The organism is Ensifer sp. NM-2 (assembly GCF_003024455.1).
In the GTDB taxonomy this organism is placed as follows: Bacteria; Pseudomonadota; Alphaproteobacteria; order Rhizobiales; family Rhizobiaceae; genus Ensifer; species Ensifer canadensis.
The window spans coordinates 203,627-219,903 of record NZ_PVZR01000009.1 but is presented as its reverse complement, the minus strand read 5'-3'; the positions used below and the strand labels follow the sequence as shown (position 1 = coordinate 219,903).

Genomic DNA, 16,277 nt, shown 5'->3' with positions numbered 1-16,277 from the left:
CAGGAAAGCCATTTCACGCTTTTCCTGGAATTGCTCGAACGGACAGAAACATGCATCTGCTTCTCGCCCAGAAAGGAACGATCGCCGACGGCAACGAGGCGATCGACCTGGGGCAAACGCCGGCCGACGTGCTTTTCCTGTCGGCCGCCGACACCGAGCTTTCGTCGATCGCGGCGGCCCATGGCCGGCGCGACGGGGAGCTGAGCCTGCGCATCGCCAGCCTGATGAACCTGATGCACCCGATGTCGGTCGACACCTATGTCGAGCGCACGGCAAGGCATGCAAAACTCATCGTGGTCAGGCCGCTCGGTGGCGCCAGCTATTTCCGTTATGTGCTGGAAGCATTGCATGCCGCCGCCGTCACCCACCGCTTCCAGATCGCGGTGCTGCCCGGCGACGACAAGCCCGATCCCGGCCTCGAGCCGTTTTCGACCGTTGAGGCCGACGACCGCCAGCGCCTCTGGGCCTATTTCACCGAGGGCGGCGCTGACAATGCCGGCCTGTTCCTCGACTACGCCGAGGCGTTGATCTCAGACGCGGAAAAGCCGCAGCCGGCAAAACCGCTGCTCAAGGCCGGCATCTGGTGGCCGGGCGCGGGCGTCATCGGCGTCAGCGAATGGAAGGCACGTGTCCAAGAGCGGATGGTCGCGGGGGAGGGATTCGAACCCCCGGCAGTCGGGATCTGCTTTTATCGCGCCCTGGTCCAGAGCGGCGAGACCCGGCCGGTCGAAGCGCTGATCGAGGCGCTTGCCGCCGAAGGCATGCGCGTGTTGCCGCTGTTTGTCTCCAGCCTCAAGGATGCCGTTTCGGTCGGCACGCTGCAATCGATTTTTTCCGAGGCGGCACCCGACGTGGTGATGAACGCCACCGGCTTTGCCGTTTCCTCGCCCGGTGCCGACAGGCAGCCGACCGTGTTGGAATCAACCGGCGCGCCGGTGCTGCAGGTGATCTTCTCCGGATCGTCGCGCGCGCAATGGCAGGCCTCGCCGCAGGGGCTGATGGCGCGCGATCTCGCCATGAACGTTGCCTTGCCGGAGGTCGATGGCCGCATTCTGGCGCGCGCCGTCTCCTTCAAGGCGGCCTCGATCTACGATCCCAAGGTCGAAGCCAACATCGTCGGGCACGAACCGCTTTCCGACCGGGTCCGCTTTGCCGCCAGGCTTGCGGTCAATTGGGCAAAACTGCGCCGCGCCCGTCCGGCCGAACGGCGGATCGCCATCATCATGGCCAATTACCCCAATCGCGATGGCCGACTCGGCAATGGCGTCGGGCTCGATACGCCGGCGGGCACGGTTGAAGTGCTGCGCGCCATGGCGAGCGAAGGTTATCCCGTCGCCGGCGTGCCTGAGGATGGCGATGCACTGATCGGCTACCTGATGGCTGGGCCGACCAACGCGGCGAGCCGCGATCGCGAGATCCGCGAAGTTCTTTCGTTCAGCGATTACAATACGTTCTTCGATTCGCTTCCGAAACAGATTCAGGATGAGGTCAGCGATCGCTGGGGTGCGCCGGAAACCGACCCGTTCTTCCTCGATGGCGCCTTCGCGCTGCCGCTTGCCCGCTTCGGCGAGATTGTCGTCGGCATCCAGCCGGCGCGCGGCTACAACATCGATCCGAAGGAAAGCTACCATTCGCCGGATCTGGTGCCGCCGCACGGATATCTCGCCTTCTACGCTTTCCTGCGCAACCAGTTCGGCGCGCAGGCCATTGTGCATATGGGCAAGCACGGCAATCTGGAATGGCTGCCCGGCAAGGCCTTAGCGCTGTCGGAGACCTGTTATCCCGAGGCGATCTTTGGGCCGCTACCGCATGTCTACCCCTTCATCGTCAACGATCCCGGCGAGGGCACGCAAGCCAAGCGCCGCACCAGCGCCGTCATCATCGACCATTTGACGCCGCCGCTGACGAGGGCGGAATCCTATGGGCCGCTGAAGGATCTCGAAGCGCTGGTCGACGAATATTACGACGCGGCCGGCGGCGATCCGCGCCGGCTCAGGCTGCTCAGCCGGCAGATCCTCGACCTCGTGCGTGACATCGGCCTCGACCACGATGCCGGTATCGACAAGGGCGACAGCGACGACAAGGCGCTGGAGAAGCTCGACGCCTATCTCTGCGACCTCAAGGAAATGCAGATCCGCGATGGCCTGCACATTTTTGGCGTTGCACCGGAGGGGCGGTTGCTGACCGACCTGACCGTGGCGCTGGCGCGGGTGCCGCGCAGCCTTGGCGAAGGCGCCGACCAGAGCCTGCAGCGGGCGATGGCCGCGGATGCCGGGCTCGGCTTCGATCCGCTCGATTGCGTGATGTCCGATCCCTGGGAAGGCGCACGGCCGGACATGCTTTCCTCCATTTCCGATGCACCGTGGCGGACGGCCGGCGATACTGTCGAGCGCATCGAGCTGCTGGCGGCGGCGTTCGTTTCTGGCGAGACGCTCGCGCCCGAGGACTGGCCTGCCACCCGCACCGTGCTTGGCGAGATCGAGGCGCGACTGAAGCCATCGATCATCAACTCCGGCGCTGCCGAGATGGCCGGCTTTCTCACCGGCCTTGATGGCCGCTTCGTGGCGCCGGGGCCTTCCGGCGCGCCGACCCGCGGCCGTCCCGACGTGCTGCCGACCGGCCGCAATTTCTACTCCGTCGACAGCCGCTCGGTGCCGACGCCGGCGGCCTTTGAACTTGGCAAGAAATCCGCCGAACTGCTGATCCGCCGCTATCTGCAGGATCACGGCGAATGGCCGTCCTCATTCGGCCTGACGGCCTGGGGCACGGCGAACATGCGCACCGGCGGTGACGACATCGCCCAGGCCCTGGCGCTGATCGGCACCAAGCCCACCTGGGACATGGTCTCGCGCCGGGTGATGGGCTATGAAATCGTGCCTCTGGCGATGCTTGGCCGCCCGCGCGTCGACGTGACGCTGCGGATATCAGGCTTCTTCCGCGATGCCTTCCCGGACCAGATCGCGCTGTTCGACAAGGCGATCCGTGCCGTCGGGGCGCTTGAGGAAGACGATGCCGACAATATGATCGCCGCGCGCATGCGCGCCGAGACGCAGCGGCTGGAGGCGTCGGGCGTCGAGCCGGCGGAAGCCGCGCGCCGCGCCTCCTACCGCGTCTTCGGTGCCAAGCCCGGAGCCTACGGCGCCGGCCTGCAGGCGCTGATCGACGAGAAGGGCTGGGACAGCAAAGCCGATCTCGCCGATGCCTATCTCACCTGGGGCGCCTATGCCTATGGCGCCGGCGAGGAGGGCAAGGCGGGACGGGAGCTCTTCGAGGAGCGGCTGCGCACGATCGAAGCGGTGGTCCAGAACCAGGACAACCGCGAACACGACCTGCTCGACAGCGACGACTACTACCAGTTCGAAGGCGGCATGAGCCTTGCCGCCGAGCACCTGAGCGGCGCCCGGCCGGCGATTTACCACAATGACCACTCCCGGCCGGAAAAGCCGGCCATCCGCTCGCTGGAGGAAGAGATCGGCCGTGTGGTGCGCGCGCGCGTCGTCAACCCCAAGTGGATCGATGGCGTCATGCGCCACGGCTACAAGGGCGCCTTCGAGATCGCCGCGACGGTCGACTACATGTTTGCCTTTGCCGCAACCACGGGTGCCGTGCGCGACCATCATTTCGAGGCTGCCTACCAGGCTTTCATCGTCGACGAGCGGGTGTCAGGCTTCCTGCGCGACAAGAACCCGGCGGCACTCGCCGAGCTCTCGGAGCGGTTGCTGGAGGCGATCGACCGTAATCTCTGGATCCCGCGCTCCAACTCGGCACGCTTTGAACTGAGCGGCCGCACAACGGCTGCGGTGCGGCTTCGCGCCGGAAACGAATAGAGCAGCTCCGGGGAAAGCTTGAAACGGTTTTCCGTCCGGAGTTGCGCAATTGCAAAGAGTGAGATCGCGGGCGGTACTACGTCCGCATCCCACGATAGATTCATATGATTGAGGAGAACGTCATGAGCGAAGAAGTGGTGAGCACGGGTGAAGGTGTCGCCGAAAAGGACGATGCCCGCCATGCGATGAAGATGGCGAAGAAGAAGACCGCACGCGAAAAGATCATGGCGACGAAGACCGACGAGAAGGGTCTGATCATTGTCAACACCGGCAAGGGCAAGGGCAAGTCGACCGCCGGCTTCGGCATGATCTTCCGCCATATCGCCCATGGCATGCCCTGCGCCGTCGTGCAGTTCATCAAGGGCGCCTGGGAAACCGGAGAGCGCGACCTGATCGAGAAGCATTTCGGCGATGTCTGCCAGTTCTATACGCTCGGCGAGGGTTTTACCTGGGAAACGCAGGACCGCGCCCGCGACGTGGCGATGGCGGAAAAGGCCTGGGAGAAGGCCAAGGAACTGATCCGCGACGAGCGCAACTCGATGGTGCTGCTCGACGAAATCAACATCGCGCTGCGCTACGACTATATCGACGTGGCCGAAGTCGTGCGCTTCCTGAAGGAAGAAAAGCCGCACATGACCCATGTGGTACTGACCGGCCGCAACGCCAAGGAAGACCTGATCGAAGCCGCCGATCTGGTGACCGAGATGGAATTGATCAAGCATCCGTTCCGCTCCGGCATCAAGGCGCAGAAGGGCGTCGAGTTCTGATGAGCCAGAGCTGGCAGTTCTGGGCTCTGCTTTCGGCTGCCTTTGCGGCGCTCACGGCAGTGTTTGCCAAGGTCGGGGTTGCCCAGATCAACTCCGACTTCGCCACGCTGATCCGCACCGTCGTCATCCTCCTCGTGTTGGCCGGCATCGTCGCGGCAACGGGGCAATGGCAGAAGCCTTCGGAAATCCCGGGGCGGACATGGCTGTTTCTGGCACTTTCCGGCCTTGCCACCGGCGCCTCCTGGCTTGCCTATTTCCGCGCCCTGAAGCTCGGCGATGCGGCGCGGGTGGCGCCGATCGACAAGCTGTCGATCGTCATGGTCGCCATCTTCGGCGTGCTGTTCCTCGGCGAAAAGCTCAACCTGATGAACTGGCTCGGTGTCGTTTTCATTGCCGCCGGCGCGCTGCTGCTGGCGGTGTTTTGAGGTCGGGTGCGGGTCCAGCCGCCGCAGGTTCCATTGGCGCGCAATCCGCGTGATTTCAGATCCACCGCCGGACGCGCTTGCAATAGGCGCCATACGCCTCGCCAAAAGCGCGGGAGAGGTACGTTTCCTCCATGCGGATCTGATAGGAGATCGATATCCAGGCTGAGAGAGTGAGCGCCACCGAGGCGACGTTCGGCACGGCCAGCACGGTGCCGGTCAGCGCCGTGACCATGCCGACATAAATCGGGTTGCGGGAAAACGCGTAGAGGCCGGAGGTGACCAGCGGCGCGTCCTGCTCCTCCGGTATGCCGATCTTCCACGAGTGGCGCATCGCCCATTGCGACAGCATCGTCAACCCGCCGCCGAGCGTCATGAGCACGAGGCCAACGGCGTGAAGGAGCGGCTTGTCGAGCATCGGGATCCGGCCGAGCGTGGCGCCGACCGCATCGGGAAAGGCGGCGATCGCCAGGAGATGAACCACCAGCGCCGCCACGATCATCCGAAAGAGCTTGCCGGCAAAACCTTCCGCGTCGTTGCCATAGGTCAGCACAACGGGCGAGCGGCCAGACTGCACGCGGCGCAGGATCGCCAGCGCCAGGGTGAACAGGCCGACGACAAGCATCAGGATGGCGGGCAGGGTGGTAAACATTGGAACCTCAAGGCGAGCGAAGGACAGCACGACGCTTCGCGGGCAGGCGGCCCCATGCGGCCCCTGACTGGCGAAGCATGAGTGGCACTCTGAAATCTCTAGCGACTAGAGGCTCAAGGTGCGGCCTTGCTCGACTTTCGTCTTGGTTACGGGAATTTCACCGGCGAGCCGACGGTGAGAGGTGACACCCGCGGGGGCCTTGGGGAGGACGTCACCGCTTCCCGCCATAGCCGCATATTGCCAAAATTCAGGGCGGCCGCAGCCGCCCTTTTTGCATTAGGCTGGATCAGCGAAAGGTCCTGCCGTTCGAGTACTTGTCGGACGATGTCGTGGTTTGGCCCGAGCGGTTTTTGCCCCATGCCAGTTCAACTTGGCCTGCAGTTTTGACAGTGGGCTTCTTCTCGGTTGGCGTCGACGGCACAGCAGCAATAGCGGAAGTCGCAAACGCGAGTGATGCCACTGCGGCGATAATAATTTTCATTGTAATCTCCTAAGTTCGAACCTCCCGCCAAGGAGTGCGGGAGACTTGGCCTTCTGTAACGGGCCTTGAGTCAATCCCTTGTGAGCTTAATCCCTCGCCGAGTGCTTGCTTCTGTTCGCAGTCGACGCTGGGCCGCTGCTCTATGGGGTCTGCTGAGGACCGGCTGGCCAATCTAGGGGCGCGCAGTCACCTGAGTGCTGCGCCCAAGTCTGCGGCCTAACCCATCCATCGTCCCGGCGAAGGGACCTCGCTCGGGGGGGCTGATGGCAGTGCCCACCCGAAACCTGTGTTGTTGTCTCCTTCCGGCTCAAGCGGCCATGGCTGGCGTCACCTTGTGGGGAATGAAGTTGGTTCTGTCCATGAGCATGTGGTGCAACACCACCGCCAGCTTGCGGGCCAGTGCGACACGCGCCTTTCTGGGACCCGCACGTCAGGCGACCGCCAACGCCCAGCTCTTCAGATCCGAGCCTTTGACCGGTCGCGTGAGGATGACGTTGGCCGCCTGCGCTCGGCAGCACAGGCAAACAGCGCGTAGGTGGGTCCCGCCTCAGAGCCCCAGCCAGATGCGCAGCGGATGTGTCGGGTCGGCCAGCAACCGGGCGGCCAGCGCGATCGAGACGACGACGAGCAGCGGCTTGATGATCTTGGCGCCTTTGGCCATGGCATAGCGCGAGCCGACCTGGGCGCCGAGGAACTGGGCGACGCCCATCATCAGGCCGATCTTCCACAGGATGGCGCCGAAGAACAGGAAGACGGCGAAGGCGCCGACATTCGAGCCGAAGTTCAGGAATTTCGTATGTGCCGTCGCCTTCAAGACGCCGAATCCGGCAAGCGTGACGAAGCCGAGCATGAAGAACGAGCCGGTGCCGGGACCGAAGACGCCGTCGTAGAAGCCGATCAGCGGCACGAGCGTCAGCGTGAACACGAACGGCGTGATGCGGCGGTGCTGGTCGACGTCGCCCATGTTCGGCTTGAGGCCGAAATAGAGCGCGATGGCAATCAGCAGGAAGGGTAGGATCGCCTTCAGAACGTCGCCGGGAACGACGGTCGCGAGCAGCGCGCCCAACACGGAGCCCGCCGCCGACATCAGCGCCATCGGCAATTGCTCTTTCAGGTTCACGTGACCGCGCCGGGCATAGGAAAGGGTTGCCGAGCCCGAGCCGAACAGCCCCTGCAGCTTGTTGGTGCCCAGCGTCTGGAGCGGCGGGATGCCGGCAATCAGCATGGCGGGAATGGTAATCATGCCGCCACCGCCGGCGATCGAATCGATGAAGCCGGCAATGAAGGCGGCAACGAACAGGAACACGAGCAGGTGGAAAGCGAGATCTTGCACGGGAGAGACTCGAGGAGGGAGGAGTATGCAGGCCTTTCTCGCCTTGTGTCAGAGGCCGCGGCGAAATGCAAAGCCTTCTGTCGTGGTGCATCTGCGATGCTCGTCGCAAGATGAGAATTCTCTCAAGAAATCAGTGCCTTATTCTGAGACTATGGGTACTCGGATGGGCGTTTGCTGTCTTCCGTCGATTGCCGGTTCTGGCGGTATGCGCGCGCCGAAGGCGAGTGGTGGGTTTCGTCAAACGCGACATGGCGATGGCGCAATCCGGTTTGACCCGTGCGGTTGCCTCCGGTAAAAATGACGGATGTGCGACGGCGTCCGCTTCTGGCGGACTGAAAGAGCGTCCGATGCGGCCGACCCAGGCAGGGGGCTGGAATCGGTGCTGTCCAGACCGACCCGGGATTTGAGCCGGGCGGCGCTTCGTGTGGATTGCCGCGAAGGGGGCCGAGGTCGACCATGAAATCATCCAGCATAGCGCGGCGACCGCCGGGACCACTCGTCCTCGGTCTTGGCTGCGAGCGCGGCACGCCGATTGATGAAGTGATTGCGCTTGCCGAAAAGGCGTTGGCGCAGGCCGGCGCTGACAAAGCCGATATCGGCTTCGTCGCCTCGCTCGACGCGAGGCGCGGCGAGCCGGCGATCCACGCTGCCGCCGAGCACTTTGCCGTGGCCGCACGCTTCTTCGATGCGGCGACGCTTGAAGCCGAAGCGCCCCGGCTGCAAAATCCCTCGGCGATTGTCTTTGCCCATACCGGCTGCCACGGTGTTGCCGAGGGCGCCGCTCTTGTCGGCGCCGGCTCGGCAAGCGTGTTGCTGGTTGCCAAGCTCACGTCTTCACATGCAACGGCAGCGATTGCCGGGCCTGCCGATCACCGTCTGGCAATCATGCCGGCAACCCTGGCGGCCGCATCATGAGCTATTTCTCGGATCGCGTTTTGGTAAAGATATGCAAGATATTTCAAATAACTATGCGGAATTCCTGTGAATCTGAATCCGCTCGGTGCCAAGGCAGTTCAGCGGTAGGCTTTAAGCGCGTGGCGGGAGAAACGGCATGAACGACACGATTTTTTCCGGCCTGCCTGCGCTTGAGCCCGGTACCGTCTGGCTCGTCGGCGCTGGCCCGGGCGACCCCGGCCTGCTGACGCTTCATGCCGCCAATGCGCTGCGGCAGGCGGATGTCATCGTTCACGACGCGCTGGTCAACGAGGACTGCCTGAAGCTCGCCCGGCCGGGCGCCGTGCTGGAGTTTGCCGGCAAGCGCGGTGGCAAGCCTTCGCCGAAACAGCGCGATATTTCTCTCCGGCTCGTCGAGCTGGCGCGCGCCGGCCAGCGCGTCCTGCGTCTCAAGGGCGGCGATCCCTTCGTCTTCGGGCGGGGTGGCGAGGAGGCGCTGACGCTGGTCGAAAACCGCATCCCGTTTCGCATCGTGCCGGGCATTACTGCCGGGATTGGTGGGCTTGCCTATGCCGGCATTCCCGTCACCCACCGCGAGGTCAACCACGCCGTCACGTTCCTGACCGGTCACGACTCCTCCGGCCTAGTGCCGGACCGCATCAATTGGCAAGGCATTGCCTCGGGCTCGCCCGTGATCGTGATGTACATGGCGATGAAACATATCGGCGCCATCGCCGCCAATCTCATTGGTGCCGGGCGCTCGCCGGAAGAGCCGGTGGCCTTCGTCTGCAATGCGGCAACGCCGGAGCAGACGGTGCTCGAAACGACGCTGGCGCGCGCCGAAGCCGATGTTATCGCTTCCGGTCTGGAGCCGCCGGCGATCGTCGTCGTCGGCGAGGTCGTGCGCCTGCGGGCGTCGCTCGACTGGATCGGGGCGCTTGATGGGCGGCAGCTTGTGGCCGATCCTCTTGCAAGCCGCGGGCTCAGGGATCCCGCATGAGCGGATTGCTGATCGCCGCGCCCTGTTCGGGCTCCGGCAAGACCACGGTGACACTCGGGCTGATGCGCGCCATGCGACGGCGCGGCATGGCGATCGCGCCGGGAAAGGCAGGTCCTGATTATATCGACCCGGCATTTCATACCGCGGCGAGCGGCGAGCCCTGCCTCAACTATGACCCTTGGGCCATGCGCCCCGCGCTTCTCGCGACAAATGCGGCCTACGCCGCCGATGGGCGCACGCTCGTCGTCGAGGCGATGATGGGCCTGCATGACGGTGCCGCCGACGGCAGCGGTGCGCCGGCCGATCTTGCCGAGGCACTCGATCTCGCCGTCATCCTGGTGGTCGATTGTGCCCGCATGTCGCATTCGGTGGCGGCACTGGTGCGCGGTTATGCCGATCACCGCAAAGATATCCGCGTTGCCGGCGTCATTCTCAACAAGGTCGGCAGCGATCGGCATGAGATGATGCTGCGCGATGCGCTGACGCGCGTGGCCATGCCTGTCTTCGGCGTGCTGCGGCAGGATGGTGCCCTGAAGCTGCCCGAGCGGCACCTCGGCCTGGTGCAGGCAGGAGAACACGGCACGCTTGAAACTTTCATCGACTATGCGGCGGACCGGGTCGAGGCGACCTGCGATCTCGACGCGATCCGCGCTGCGTCAGCACTTTCACCGGAAGAGCGGGTGATGGCCGAGGTCACCCGGTTCAAACCGCTCGGCCAGCATATCGCCGTGGCACGGGATGTGGCCTTCGCCTTCTGCTACGAACACCTGCTCTTCGGCTGGCGCCGCGCCGGGGCGGAAATCTCCTTCTTTTCGCCACTTGCCGACGAAGGCCCGGACGTGGCGGCCGATGCGGTCTATCTGCCGGGCGGCTATCCCGAGCTTCATGCTGGACGCCTGCAGGCGGCGGCAGCCTTCCGATCCGGTATCGGGACGGCGGCCAGGCGTGGCGCGCGGATCTTCGGCGAGTGCGGCGGCTACATGGTGCTGGGCGAGGGGCTTGTCGCGGCCGACGGTGCGCGCTACGAAATGCTCGGCCTGCTGCCGCTCACCACAAGTTTTGCCGAGCGCAGGCGGCACCTCGGCTACCGCCGCGTCGTGCCCCTCGACAACACATTCTTCGATGGACCCATGACGGCGCACGAATTCCACTATGCGACCATCGTCTCGGAAGGGGCAGCCGATCGGCTGTTTTCCGTCAGCGATGCCGCCAGCGTAGATCTGGGGCAGGCGGGTTTGAAGCGCGATAATGTCGCCGGCTCGTTCATGCATCTCATCGATATTGCGGGCAGGCCATGAGCGCGCCGATCGTGCATGGCGGCGGCGTCACCGAAGCCGCTGCCCGTTTCGGCGGCCGCTTCGAGGACTGGCTTGACCTGTCGACCGGCATCAATCCGCGCCCGGTCGAATTGCCGCCGGTGCCGCAGCAGGCCTGGCACCGGCTGCCCGACAAACTGACGATCGATGGCGCGCGCGCTGCCGCCGCCAGCTACTACCGAACCGATGGTATCCAGCCCTTGCCGGTTCCCGGCACCCAGTCGGTGATCCAGCTGTTGCCGCGGCTGGTTCCTACCGGTCGCCGCGTCGCGGTCTTCGGCCCGACCTATGGCGAATACGCACGCGTGCTGGCCGCGGCAGGCTTTGCCGTCGATCGGGTGGAGCGTGCCGAGGATCTTGGCGTCGACCACGGCCTTGCAGTTGTGGTCAACCCCAACAACCCGACCGGCCGCGCCTTCCAGCCGGCAGGAATCCTGGCGATGGCGGCGACGATGGCGGCGAATGGCGGCGTGCTGGTCGTCGACGAGGCCTTCGGCGATCTGGAGCCGGACTTCAGTGTCGCCGGCCAAGTCGGCGCCCACGACAATCTCATCGTCTTCCGCTCCTTCGGGAAATTCTTCGGTCTGGCTGGCCTGCGCCTGGGCTTCGTCGTGGCAGCCGATACCGTGCTCGATGCATTTCGTGAGTGGCTCGGCCCCTGGGCAGTGTCCGGGCCGGCGCTGGTTATCTCCAAGGCATTGATGTCCGGCGATACGCAAGCGATCGCCGCGGGCATTCTTGAGCGTCGCGCTGGGCTCGATGCGGTTCTTGATGAGGCCGGTCTCAAGCGCATCGGTGGAACCGGGCTGTTCGTGCTGGTGGAACATGCCGATGCCCATGCCTTGCACCGTCATCTCTGCGAGGCGCAGATCCTGACGCGCAAATTCGACTACGATTCTCGCTGGCTCAGGATCGGGCTTGCGCCCGATGCGGAAGGTGACCGGCGACTGGCGGACGCCCTGCGCCGTGGGGACGCGTTGCGCCCTGGGGACGCGTTGCGCCCTGGGGACGCGTTGCGCCCTGGGGACGCGTTGCGCCCAGGGGAGTGCTGAGTGTCGAGCGAGATTCTTCTCATCCTTGTGGCTGCCCTGCTGCTTGATCGTGTCGTCGGTGATCCGGACTGGCTCTGGTCACGCCTGCCGCATCCCGTGGTGTTTTTCGGCAAGGCGATCGCGGTTTTTGATGGGGCGCTGAACAGGCATGAGAGCCTCGGTGCCGGCGCCCTGAAAATACGCGGTATCCTGACGATCGGCGTGCTGCTGCTTGCCAGCGTGCTTGCCGGCAGCATCCTGCACCGCTTGTTCTCGGTGATGGCCCCCATCGGCTACCTGCTCGAGGCTGTCGTCGTTGCGGTGTTCCTGGCGCAGAAGAGCCTTGGCGATCATGTCCGGCGCGTTGCCGAAGGCTTGCGGTTGGGGGGGCTGGAAGGCGGCCGAAACGCCGTGTCGATGATCGTCGGGCGCGACCCGAAGACGCTCGATGCGCCCGCCGTCTGCCGCGCCGCGATCGAAAGCCTTGCCGAGAACTTTTCCGATGGGGTGGTGGCGCCTGCCTTCTGGTATGCGGTTGCCGGTCTTCCCGGGCTGCTCGCCTACAAGATGCTGAACACCGCCGATTCGATGATCGGCCACAAATCGCCGAAATACCTCAATTTCGGCTGGGCCTCCGCCCGGCTCGACGATGTCGCCAACCTGCCGGCAGCGAGACTATCCGTCCTGTTGATCGCTGCCGGCGCCTGGCTGCATCGTGGGCGCCCCGCGGCGGCCGATGCGATCGGAGTGGCGTTTCGCGATCACGGCCTGCACCGCTCCCCCAACTCAGGTTGGCCGGAAGCGGCGATGGCCGGCGCGCTGGACCTGCAGCTAGCGGGTCCGCGCGTCTATGGCGGGGTCATGGTCAGCGAACCGATGATCAATGGGCCTGGCCGCGCCGTTGCCGAAAGCGAAGACATCGACGCCGGTATCGCTGTATTCTATGGTGCTTGTTCGGCAATGACCTTGGCTGTTCTTCTGATCGCCATGATTTGATCGGTTTCTACCGCGTATCCACGGCAAGTTGATCTTGGCATTAAGACTTTTCTTTCCATATGTATTAAACTTGCAACATTACGGGCCGGTTATTCTCTGCGGACGTTTGGTTCCACTGATTGCGGCCTTGCGGGTCAAATATGACGCGCAAAGGATGCTGCAACGCGCCTGAAGCCTGCTGCGGGATTTTCTCCGCTGATCGGAGGCATGCAGTCGAGGTTTCACACGCGGGGAGTGAAGCATGCGACACACATCCCTGATTGTGGTGATTGCCGTTCTGATGCAGTTTTCCGTTCAGCCGCTGAACGCCGCCAATCTCGTTGCCAAGATCAGCCTCTCCTCCCAGACGATGGTGGTAAAGCAGAACGGCGTCGTGATGTATCGCTGGAAGGTTTCCACCGCGCGCAAGGGCTATGTCACGCCGAAGGGGAGCTGGAAGGCCAAGTGGCTTTCGCGCAATCATCGCTCGAAAAAATATGATGATGCGCCAATGCCTTACGCCGTGTTCTTCAACGGTGGCTATGCTGTTCACGCGACCTATGATGTCAAGCGCCTGGGCCGCCCTGCCTCACACGGATGCGTGCGGTTGCATCCCAACAATGCCGCGGAGTTCTTCGCGCTTGCCCGTGAACACGGGCTGAAAAACACGCGCATCGTCATCACGCGTTAAAAGCATTTCCAGGAAAAGTGCGGAGCGGTTTTCCGTCGGAGAATGCATAAAACAAAGAGATAGAGCATTTCCCGGAGAAGTGCGCAGCGGTTTTCCGCGACTTCTTTAAAGCGGAAACGCGCTGAACCTTGGACGGCGGACTCAGTCGATGCCGGCCACCTGCATCAACCGGTCCATGCTTGGCACGGTGACGTGACGGCTGTTTTCGATGTGGATGACATTGTCCTTGCGCAGCTTGGTCACCTGCCGGCTGACGGTCTCGATCGTCAGGCCGAGATAGTCGGCGATATCGGCGCGCGACAGTGGCAGATCGAATGCTGTTGCCGTGCCGTTTTCCGGATCGATGTGAGTGGCGATGATATAGAGAAAGCTCGCCACCTTTTCCTGCGCGGTCTTGCGGCCGAGCGTCAGCATCCAGTCGCGCGCTTCGTCCAGTTCCTTCAGCGCCTGTTCGTGCAGGCGGTGTTCAAGGCCCGGCGCATCGGCAACGAGCCGCTCGATGACATTGCGCGGGAACGAACAGATGTCGGTGTCGATCGCCGCTTCGGCGGTCAGCGCGCTTTCACGCGTGAACGGCCGGCCCATGAAATCGGGAGCGAACTGCAGGCCGACGATCTGCTGGCGTCCGTCGGAGAGAACCTTGCTCAGCTTGACGACGCCGCTGATGATGTTGGCGTAGCTGTCAGTCATTTCGCCCTGGCCGACGACCTCGCGACCGGGTTCGACACGCCTGCGGGTCGAATGCCGGCTGAGGTCGAGAAGCTGGTCAGCAGTCAGCGTGCCGCAGACGCCGCCGTGGCGCGCCTCGCAGGCAGCACAGACGGCTGGAATGTCCGAATTGTGGATATCCTTGCGGCGATGTTCGGTCACGATCTGCAAATCTTTCTTCCCTGCATCGGGTTTGTTCGAGGGACCAAAGAGGATGCGGGCGGTTAAATCAAGAGTTGACAGGTGCTAATTCCGGAAGCGCGAAACAATGTCTCATGTTGAATTGAGCATTGTCAATTTTAACGTGTTAATTCGACGGCTTGATCAAAATCAACGGCGTGCTTTCCCATCCGTCCTATGCGTTTGCCATCTTGACGGAGAGACCGATGGACGACGCTCTGATCCTGAAATATGCGAGCCCCGTGCCGCGCTATACCAGTTACCCCACCGCGCCGCATTTTTCGGAGGCGGTCGGTCAGGCTGAGTACCAGTCCTGGCTAGAGGCCATCGGGCCGGGTGAGGCGCTGTCGCTTTACGCCCATGTGCCCTATTGCGACCGGCTGTGCTGGTTCTGTGCCTGTCACACCAAGCAGACGTTACGCTACGAGCCGGTGGCGAGCTACCTGAACGGACTGCACCGCGAAATCGCCACGATCGGCGGGCGGGTGAACCGCCAAGCGAAGGTCACGGCGCTGCATCTGGGCGGCGGATCGCCGACACTGGTCAGGCCGGACGATCTGATCGCGCTCAAGCGCGCCTTCAGCAGTCACTTCGAATTTTCCAGCGATTGCGAAATCAGCATCGAGATGGACCCGAACGACCTCGACGCGGCGCGCCACGACGCGCTGGCAGCGATCGGCATGACGCGGGCGAGCTTCGGCGTCCAGGATTTCGACCCCGTGGTACAGAAGGCGATCAACCGCATCCAGACCTATGAGCAGACGCGTGATGCGATCGAGGCTTCGCGAGCCCGCGGCGTGGGTTCGGTCAATTGCGACGTGCTTTACGGCTTGCCCTACCAGAGCCTGTCGTCGCTGGAGGCAACGATCGACGCCGTCGTGTCGCTGGCGCCGGATCGCGTCGCGCTCTTCGGCTATGCCCATGTGCCGTGGATGAAGAAGCACCAGTCGATGATATCAGACGAGAGCCTGCCAGGTATCGTCGAACGTTTTGCCCAGATGAGCCGGGCGGCCGACATGCTTGTTGCCGCCGGCTACGAGGCGATCGGCATCGACCATTTCGCCAGGCCCGGCGACAGTCTGGCCGTTGCCAACCGGGAAGGGCGCCTGCGCCGGAATTTCCAGGGCTATACATGTGACAGCGCCGAAACCCTGATCGGTCTTGGCGCCTCGGCGATCGGCCAGTTCCGTCAAGGTTATGTGCAGAATATGCCGGCAACCGGCGAATATCTGCGCCAGGTGGAGAACGCAGGCCTGGCCGCGGTGCGCGGCTACATGCTGACGCCTGATGATCGCCTGCGGGCGCGGGTGATCGCATCCATCATGTGCGATTTCGCCTTCTCGTTCTCGCGAATCAAGGCGGAGTTTCCTGAACTCGCCGGAGCGGTCGTCGAGGAGGCAAAGCTCTGGCGCGCAAGGGATGTGGACGGGCTGACGACGATCGAGGACGGCGTCTTCAGCCTTACCGAACGCGGCCGGCCGTTTGCCCGGTCGGTGGCGGCCATTTTCGACACTCATCTTCAGTCAGGACGGGGGCGCCATTCGGTCGCCGTTTAGCAACACCGCATTTCAAATCGCAGAGGTTGCCATCAAGGCCATTGGCTTTTGCGGCGCATTTACCTATAGGATCGCCGAGACTCGGAATAAAATAATAAAGAGGTATGCGCGTGACTGCTACATTCGACAAGGTTGCCGACATCATCGCTGAAACGAGCGAGATCGATCGCGAGACGATTACGCCGGAAAGCCACACGATCGACGATCTCGGCATCGACAGCCTGGACTTCCTGGACATCGTCTTTGCGATCGACAAGGATTTCGGTATCAAGATTCCGCTGGAACAGTGGACGCAGGAAGTCAACGAAGGCAAGGTTTCGACCGAAGAATACTTCGTGCTCAAGAACCTCTGCGCCAAGATCGACGAGCTGCGGGCTGCCAAGGCCTGATCGGGCCAAGGTTCAAGCCTTTCCACTCGATTTCCAATGCCGCCGGTCGCGCCTC

At 63.4% G+C, this 16,277-nt stretch carries 15 protein-coding genes; 11 read left to right on the top strand and 4 right to left on the bottom strand.

The features are described from left to right. Positions 1-50 precede the first annotated feature (50 nt). From cobN to C6558_RS19595, 3 genes are all read left to right on the top strand, one after another. Positions 51-3,827: a cobaltochelatase subunit CobN gene (cobN, locus tag C6558_RS19605; protein WP_107027604.1), complete on the top strand. Its 3,777-nt coding sequence runs from the start codon at positions 51-53 to the stop codon at positions 3,825-3,827. A gap of 122 nt (positions 3,828-3,949) precedes the next feature. Beyond that, positions 3,950-4,594 (top strand): cob(I)yrinic acid a,c-diamide adenosyltransferase, encoded by a 645-nt coding sequence (gene cobO / locus C6558_RS19600; protein WP_025427373.1) that lies wholly within the window; start codon positions 3,950-3,952, stop codon positions 4,592-4,594. Beyond that, positions 4,594-5,019 (top strand): EamA family transporter, encoded by a 426-nt coding sequence (locus C6558_RS19595; RefSeq protein WP_025427372.1) that lies wholly within the window; start codon positions 4,594-4,596, stop codon positions 5,017-5,019. The genes cobO and C6558_RS19595 overlap by 1 nt, the downstream gene beginning before the upstream one ends. 55 nt (positions 5,020-5,074) lie before the next feature. On the opposite strand, the gene C6558_RS19590 is transcribed toward C6558_RS19595, so the two are convergent. The 3 genes from C6558_RS19590 to C6558_RS19575 all read right to left on the bottom strand — a co-directional run bounded on the left by C6558_RS19590 (position 5,075) and on the right by C6558_RS19575 (position 7,482). After that, positions 5,075-5,668: an isoprenylcysteine carboxylmethyltransferase family protein gene (locus tag C6558_RS19590; RefSeq protein ID WP_025427371.1), complete on the bottom strand. Its 594-nt coding sequence runs from the start codon at positions 5,666-5,668 to the stop codon at positions 5,075-5,077. 286 nt (positions 5,669-5,954) lie between these two features. Then, the gene (locus tag C6558_RS19585) at positions 5,955-6,149 is read right to left on the bottom strand and encodes a hypothetical protein (protein WP_025427370.1); all 195 of its coding nucleotides are present in this window, start codon (positions 6,147-6,149) and stop codon (positions 5,955-5,957) included. Positions 6,150-6,696: 547 nt separating this feature from the next. Then, positions 6,697-7,482, bottom strand: a complete 786-nt coding sequence (locus C6558_RS19575) for a TSUP family transporter (protein ID WP_025427369.1) — start codon at positions 7,480-7,482, stop codon at positions 6,697-6,699. A gap of 456 nt (positions 7,483-7,938) precedes the next feature. On the opposite strand from C6558_RS19575, the gene C6558_RS19570 reads away from it, so the two are divergent. The 6 genes from C6558_RS19570 to C6558_RS19545 all read left to right on the top strand — a co-directional run bounded on the left by C6558_RS19570 (position 7,939) and on the right by C6558_RS19545 (position 13,389). After that, positions 7,939-8,397 carry a cobalamin biosynthesis protein gene (locus C6558_RS19570; RefSeq protein WP_025427368.1) on the top strand — a complete coding sequence of 153 codons (459 nt, stop codon included), beginning with the start codon at positions 7,939-7,941 and terminating at the stop codon, positions 8,395-8,397. Positions 8,398-8,533: 136 nt separating this feature from the next. Then, positions 8,534-9,376, top strand: coding sequence for a uroporphyrinogen-III C-methyltransferase (gene cobA, locus C6558_RS19565; RefSeq protein WP_025427367.1), 843 nt, complete (start codon positions 8,534-8,536; stop codon positions 9,374-9,376). Then, positions 9,373-10,674, top strand: coding sequence for a cobyrinate a,c-diamide synthase (locus C6558_RS19560; protein WP_084815263.1), 1,302 nt, complete (start codon positions 9,373-9,375; stop codon positions 10,672-10,674). The genes cobA and C6558_RS19560 overlap by 4 nt, the downstream gene beginning before the upstream one ends. After that, a complete protein-coding gene (gene cobD, locus C6558_RS19555) occupies positions 10,671-11,744 on the top strand; it encodes a threonine-phosphate decarboxylase CobD (protein WP_107027603.1) in 1,074 nt (357 codons plus the stop codon). Before C6558_RS19560 ends, cobD begins: the two co-directional genes overlap by 4 nt. Continuing rightward, positions 11,745-12,719 (top strand): adenosylcobinamide-phosphate synthase CbiB, encoded by a 975-nt coding sequence (gene cbiB / locus C6558_RS19550; RefSeq protein WP_025427364.1) that lies wholly within the window; start codon positions 11,745-11,747, stop codon positions 12,717-12,719. It begins immediately after the preceding gene. Between the two features lie 241 nt (positions 12,720-12,960). Beyond that, positions 12,961-13,389: a L,D-transpeptidase gene (locus tag C6558_RS19545; protein WP_025427363.1), complete on the top strand. Its 429-nt coding sequence runs from the start codon at positions 12,961-12,963 to the stop codon at positions 13,387-13,389. A gap of 141 nt (positions 13,390-13,530) precedes the next feature. Here C6558_RS19545 and C6558_RS19540 read toward each other — a convergent pair whose 3' ends face one another. Next, on the bottom strand, positions 13,531-14,268 hold the full coding sequence (locus C6558_RS19540) for a Crp/Fnr family transcriptional regulator (RefSeq protein ID WP_051509171.1): 738 nt from the start codon (positions 14,266-14,268) through the stop codon (positions 13,531-13,533). A gap of 215 nt (positions 14,269-14,483) precedes the next feature. Here C6558_RS19540 and hemN point away from each other — a divergent pair, with 215 nt between their 5' ends. Both hemN and C6558_RS19530 read left to right on the top strand, forming a co-directional pair. Further along, a complete protein-coding gene (hemN, locus tag C6558_RS19535) occupies positions 14,484-15,833 on the top strand; it encodes an oxygen-independent coproporphyrinogen III oxidase (protein ID WP_025427361.1) in 1,350 nt (449 codons plus the stop codon). Between the two features lie 104 nt (positions 15,834-15,937). Next, the gene (locus tag C6558_RS19530) at positions 15,938-16,222 is read left to right on the top strand and encodes an acyl carrier protein (protein ID WP_107027602.1); all 285 of its coding nucleotides are present in this window, start codon (positions 15,938-15,940) and stop codon (positions 16,220-16,222) included. The last annotated feature ends 55 nt before the right edge of the window (positions 16,223-16,277 follow it).

What these genes read in the sequence shown, in the direction of transcription:
- cobN (WP_107027604.1), top strand. Translation starts at nt 51, where the DNA reads ATGCATCTGCTTCTCGCCCAGAAAGGAACGATCGCCGACGGCAACGAG.
- cobO (WP_025427373.1), top strand. Translation starts at nt 3,950, where the DNA reads ATGAGCGAAGAAGTGGTGAGCACGGGTGAAGGTGTCGCCGAAAAGGAC.
- C6558_RS19595 (WP_025427372.1), top strand. Translation starts at nt 4,594, where the DNA reads ATGAGCCAGAGCTGGCAGTTCTGGGCTCTGCTTTCGGCTGCCTTTGCG.
- C6558_RS19590 (WP_025427371.1), bottom strand. Translation starts at nt 5,668, where the DNA reads ATGTTTACCACCCTGCCCGCCATCCTGATGCTTGTCGTCGGCCTGTTC.
- C6558_RS19585 (WP_025427370.1), bottom strand. Translation starts at nt 6,149, where the DNA reads ATGAAAATTATTATCGCCGCAGTGGCATCACTCGCGTTTGCGACTTCC.
- C6558_RS19570 (WP_025427368.1), top strand. Translation starts at nt 7,939, where the DNA reads ATGAAATCATCCAGCATAGCGCGGCGACCGCCGGGACCACTCGTCCTC.
- cobA (WP_025427367.1), top strand. Translation starts at nt 8,534, where the DNA reads ATGAACGACACGATTTTTTCCGGCCTGCCTGCGCTTGAGCCCGGTACC.
- C6558_RS19560 (WP_084815263.1), top strand. Translation starts at nt 9,373, where the DNA reads ATGAGCGGATTGCTGATCGCCGCGCCCTGTTCGGGCTCCGGCAAGACC.
- cobD (WP_107027603.1), top strand. Translation starts at nt 10,671, where the DNA reads ATGAGCGCGCCGATCGTGCATGGCGGCGGCGTCACCGAAGCCGCTGCC.
- C6558_RS19545 (WP_025427363.1), top strand. Translation starts at nt 12,961, where the DNA reads ATGCGACACACATCCCTGATTGTGGTGATTGCCGTTCTGATGCAGTTT.
- hemN (WP_025427361.1), top strand. Translation starts at nt 14,484, where the DNA reads ATGGACGACGCTCTGATCCTGAAATATGCGAGCCCCGTGCCGCGCTAT.
- C6558_RS19530 (WP_107027602.1), top strand. Translation starts at nt 15,938, where the DNA reads ATGCGCGTGACTGCTACATTCGACAAGGTTGCCGACATCATCGCTGAA.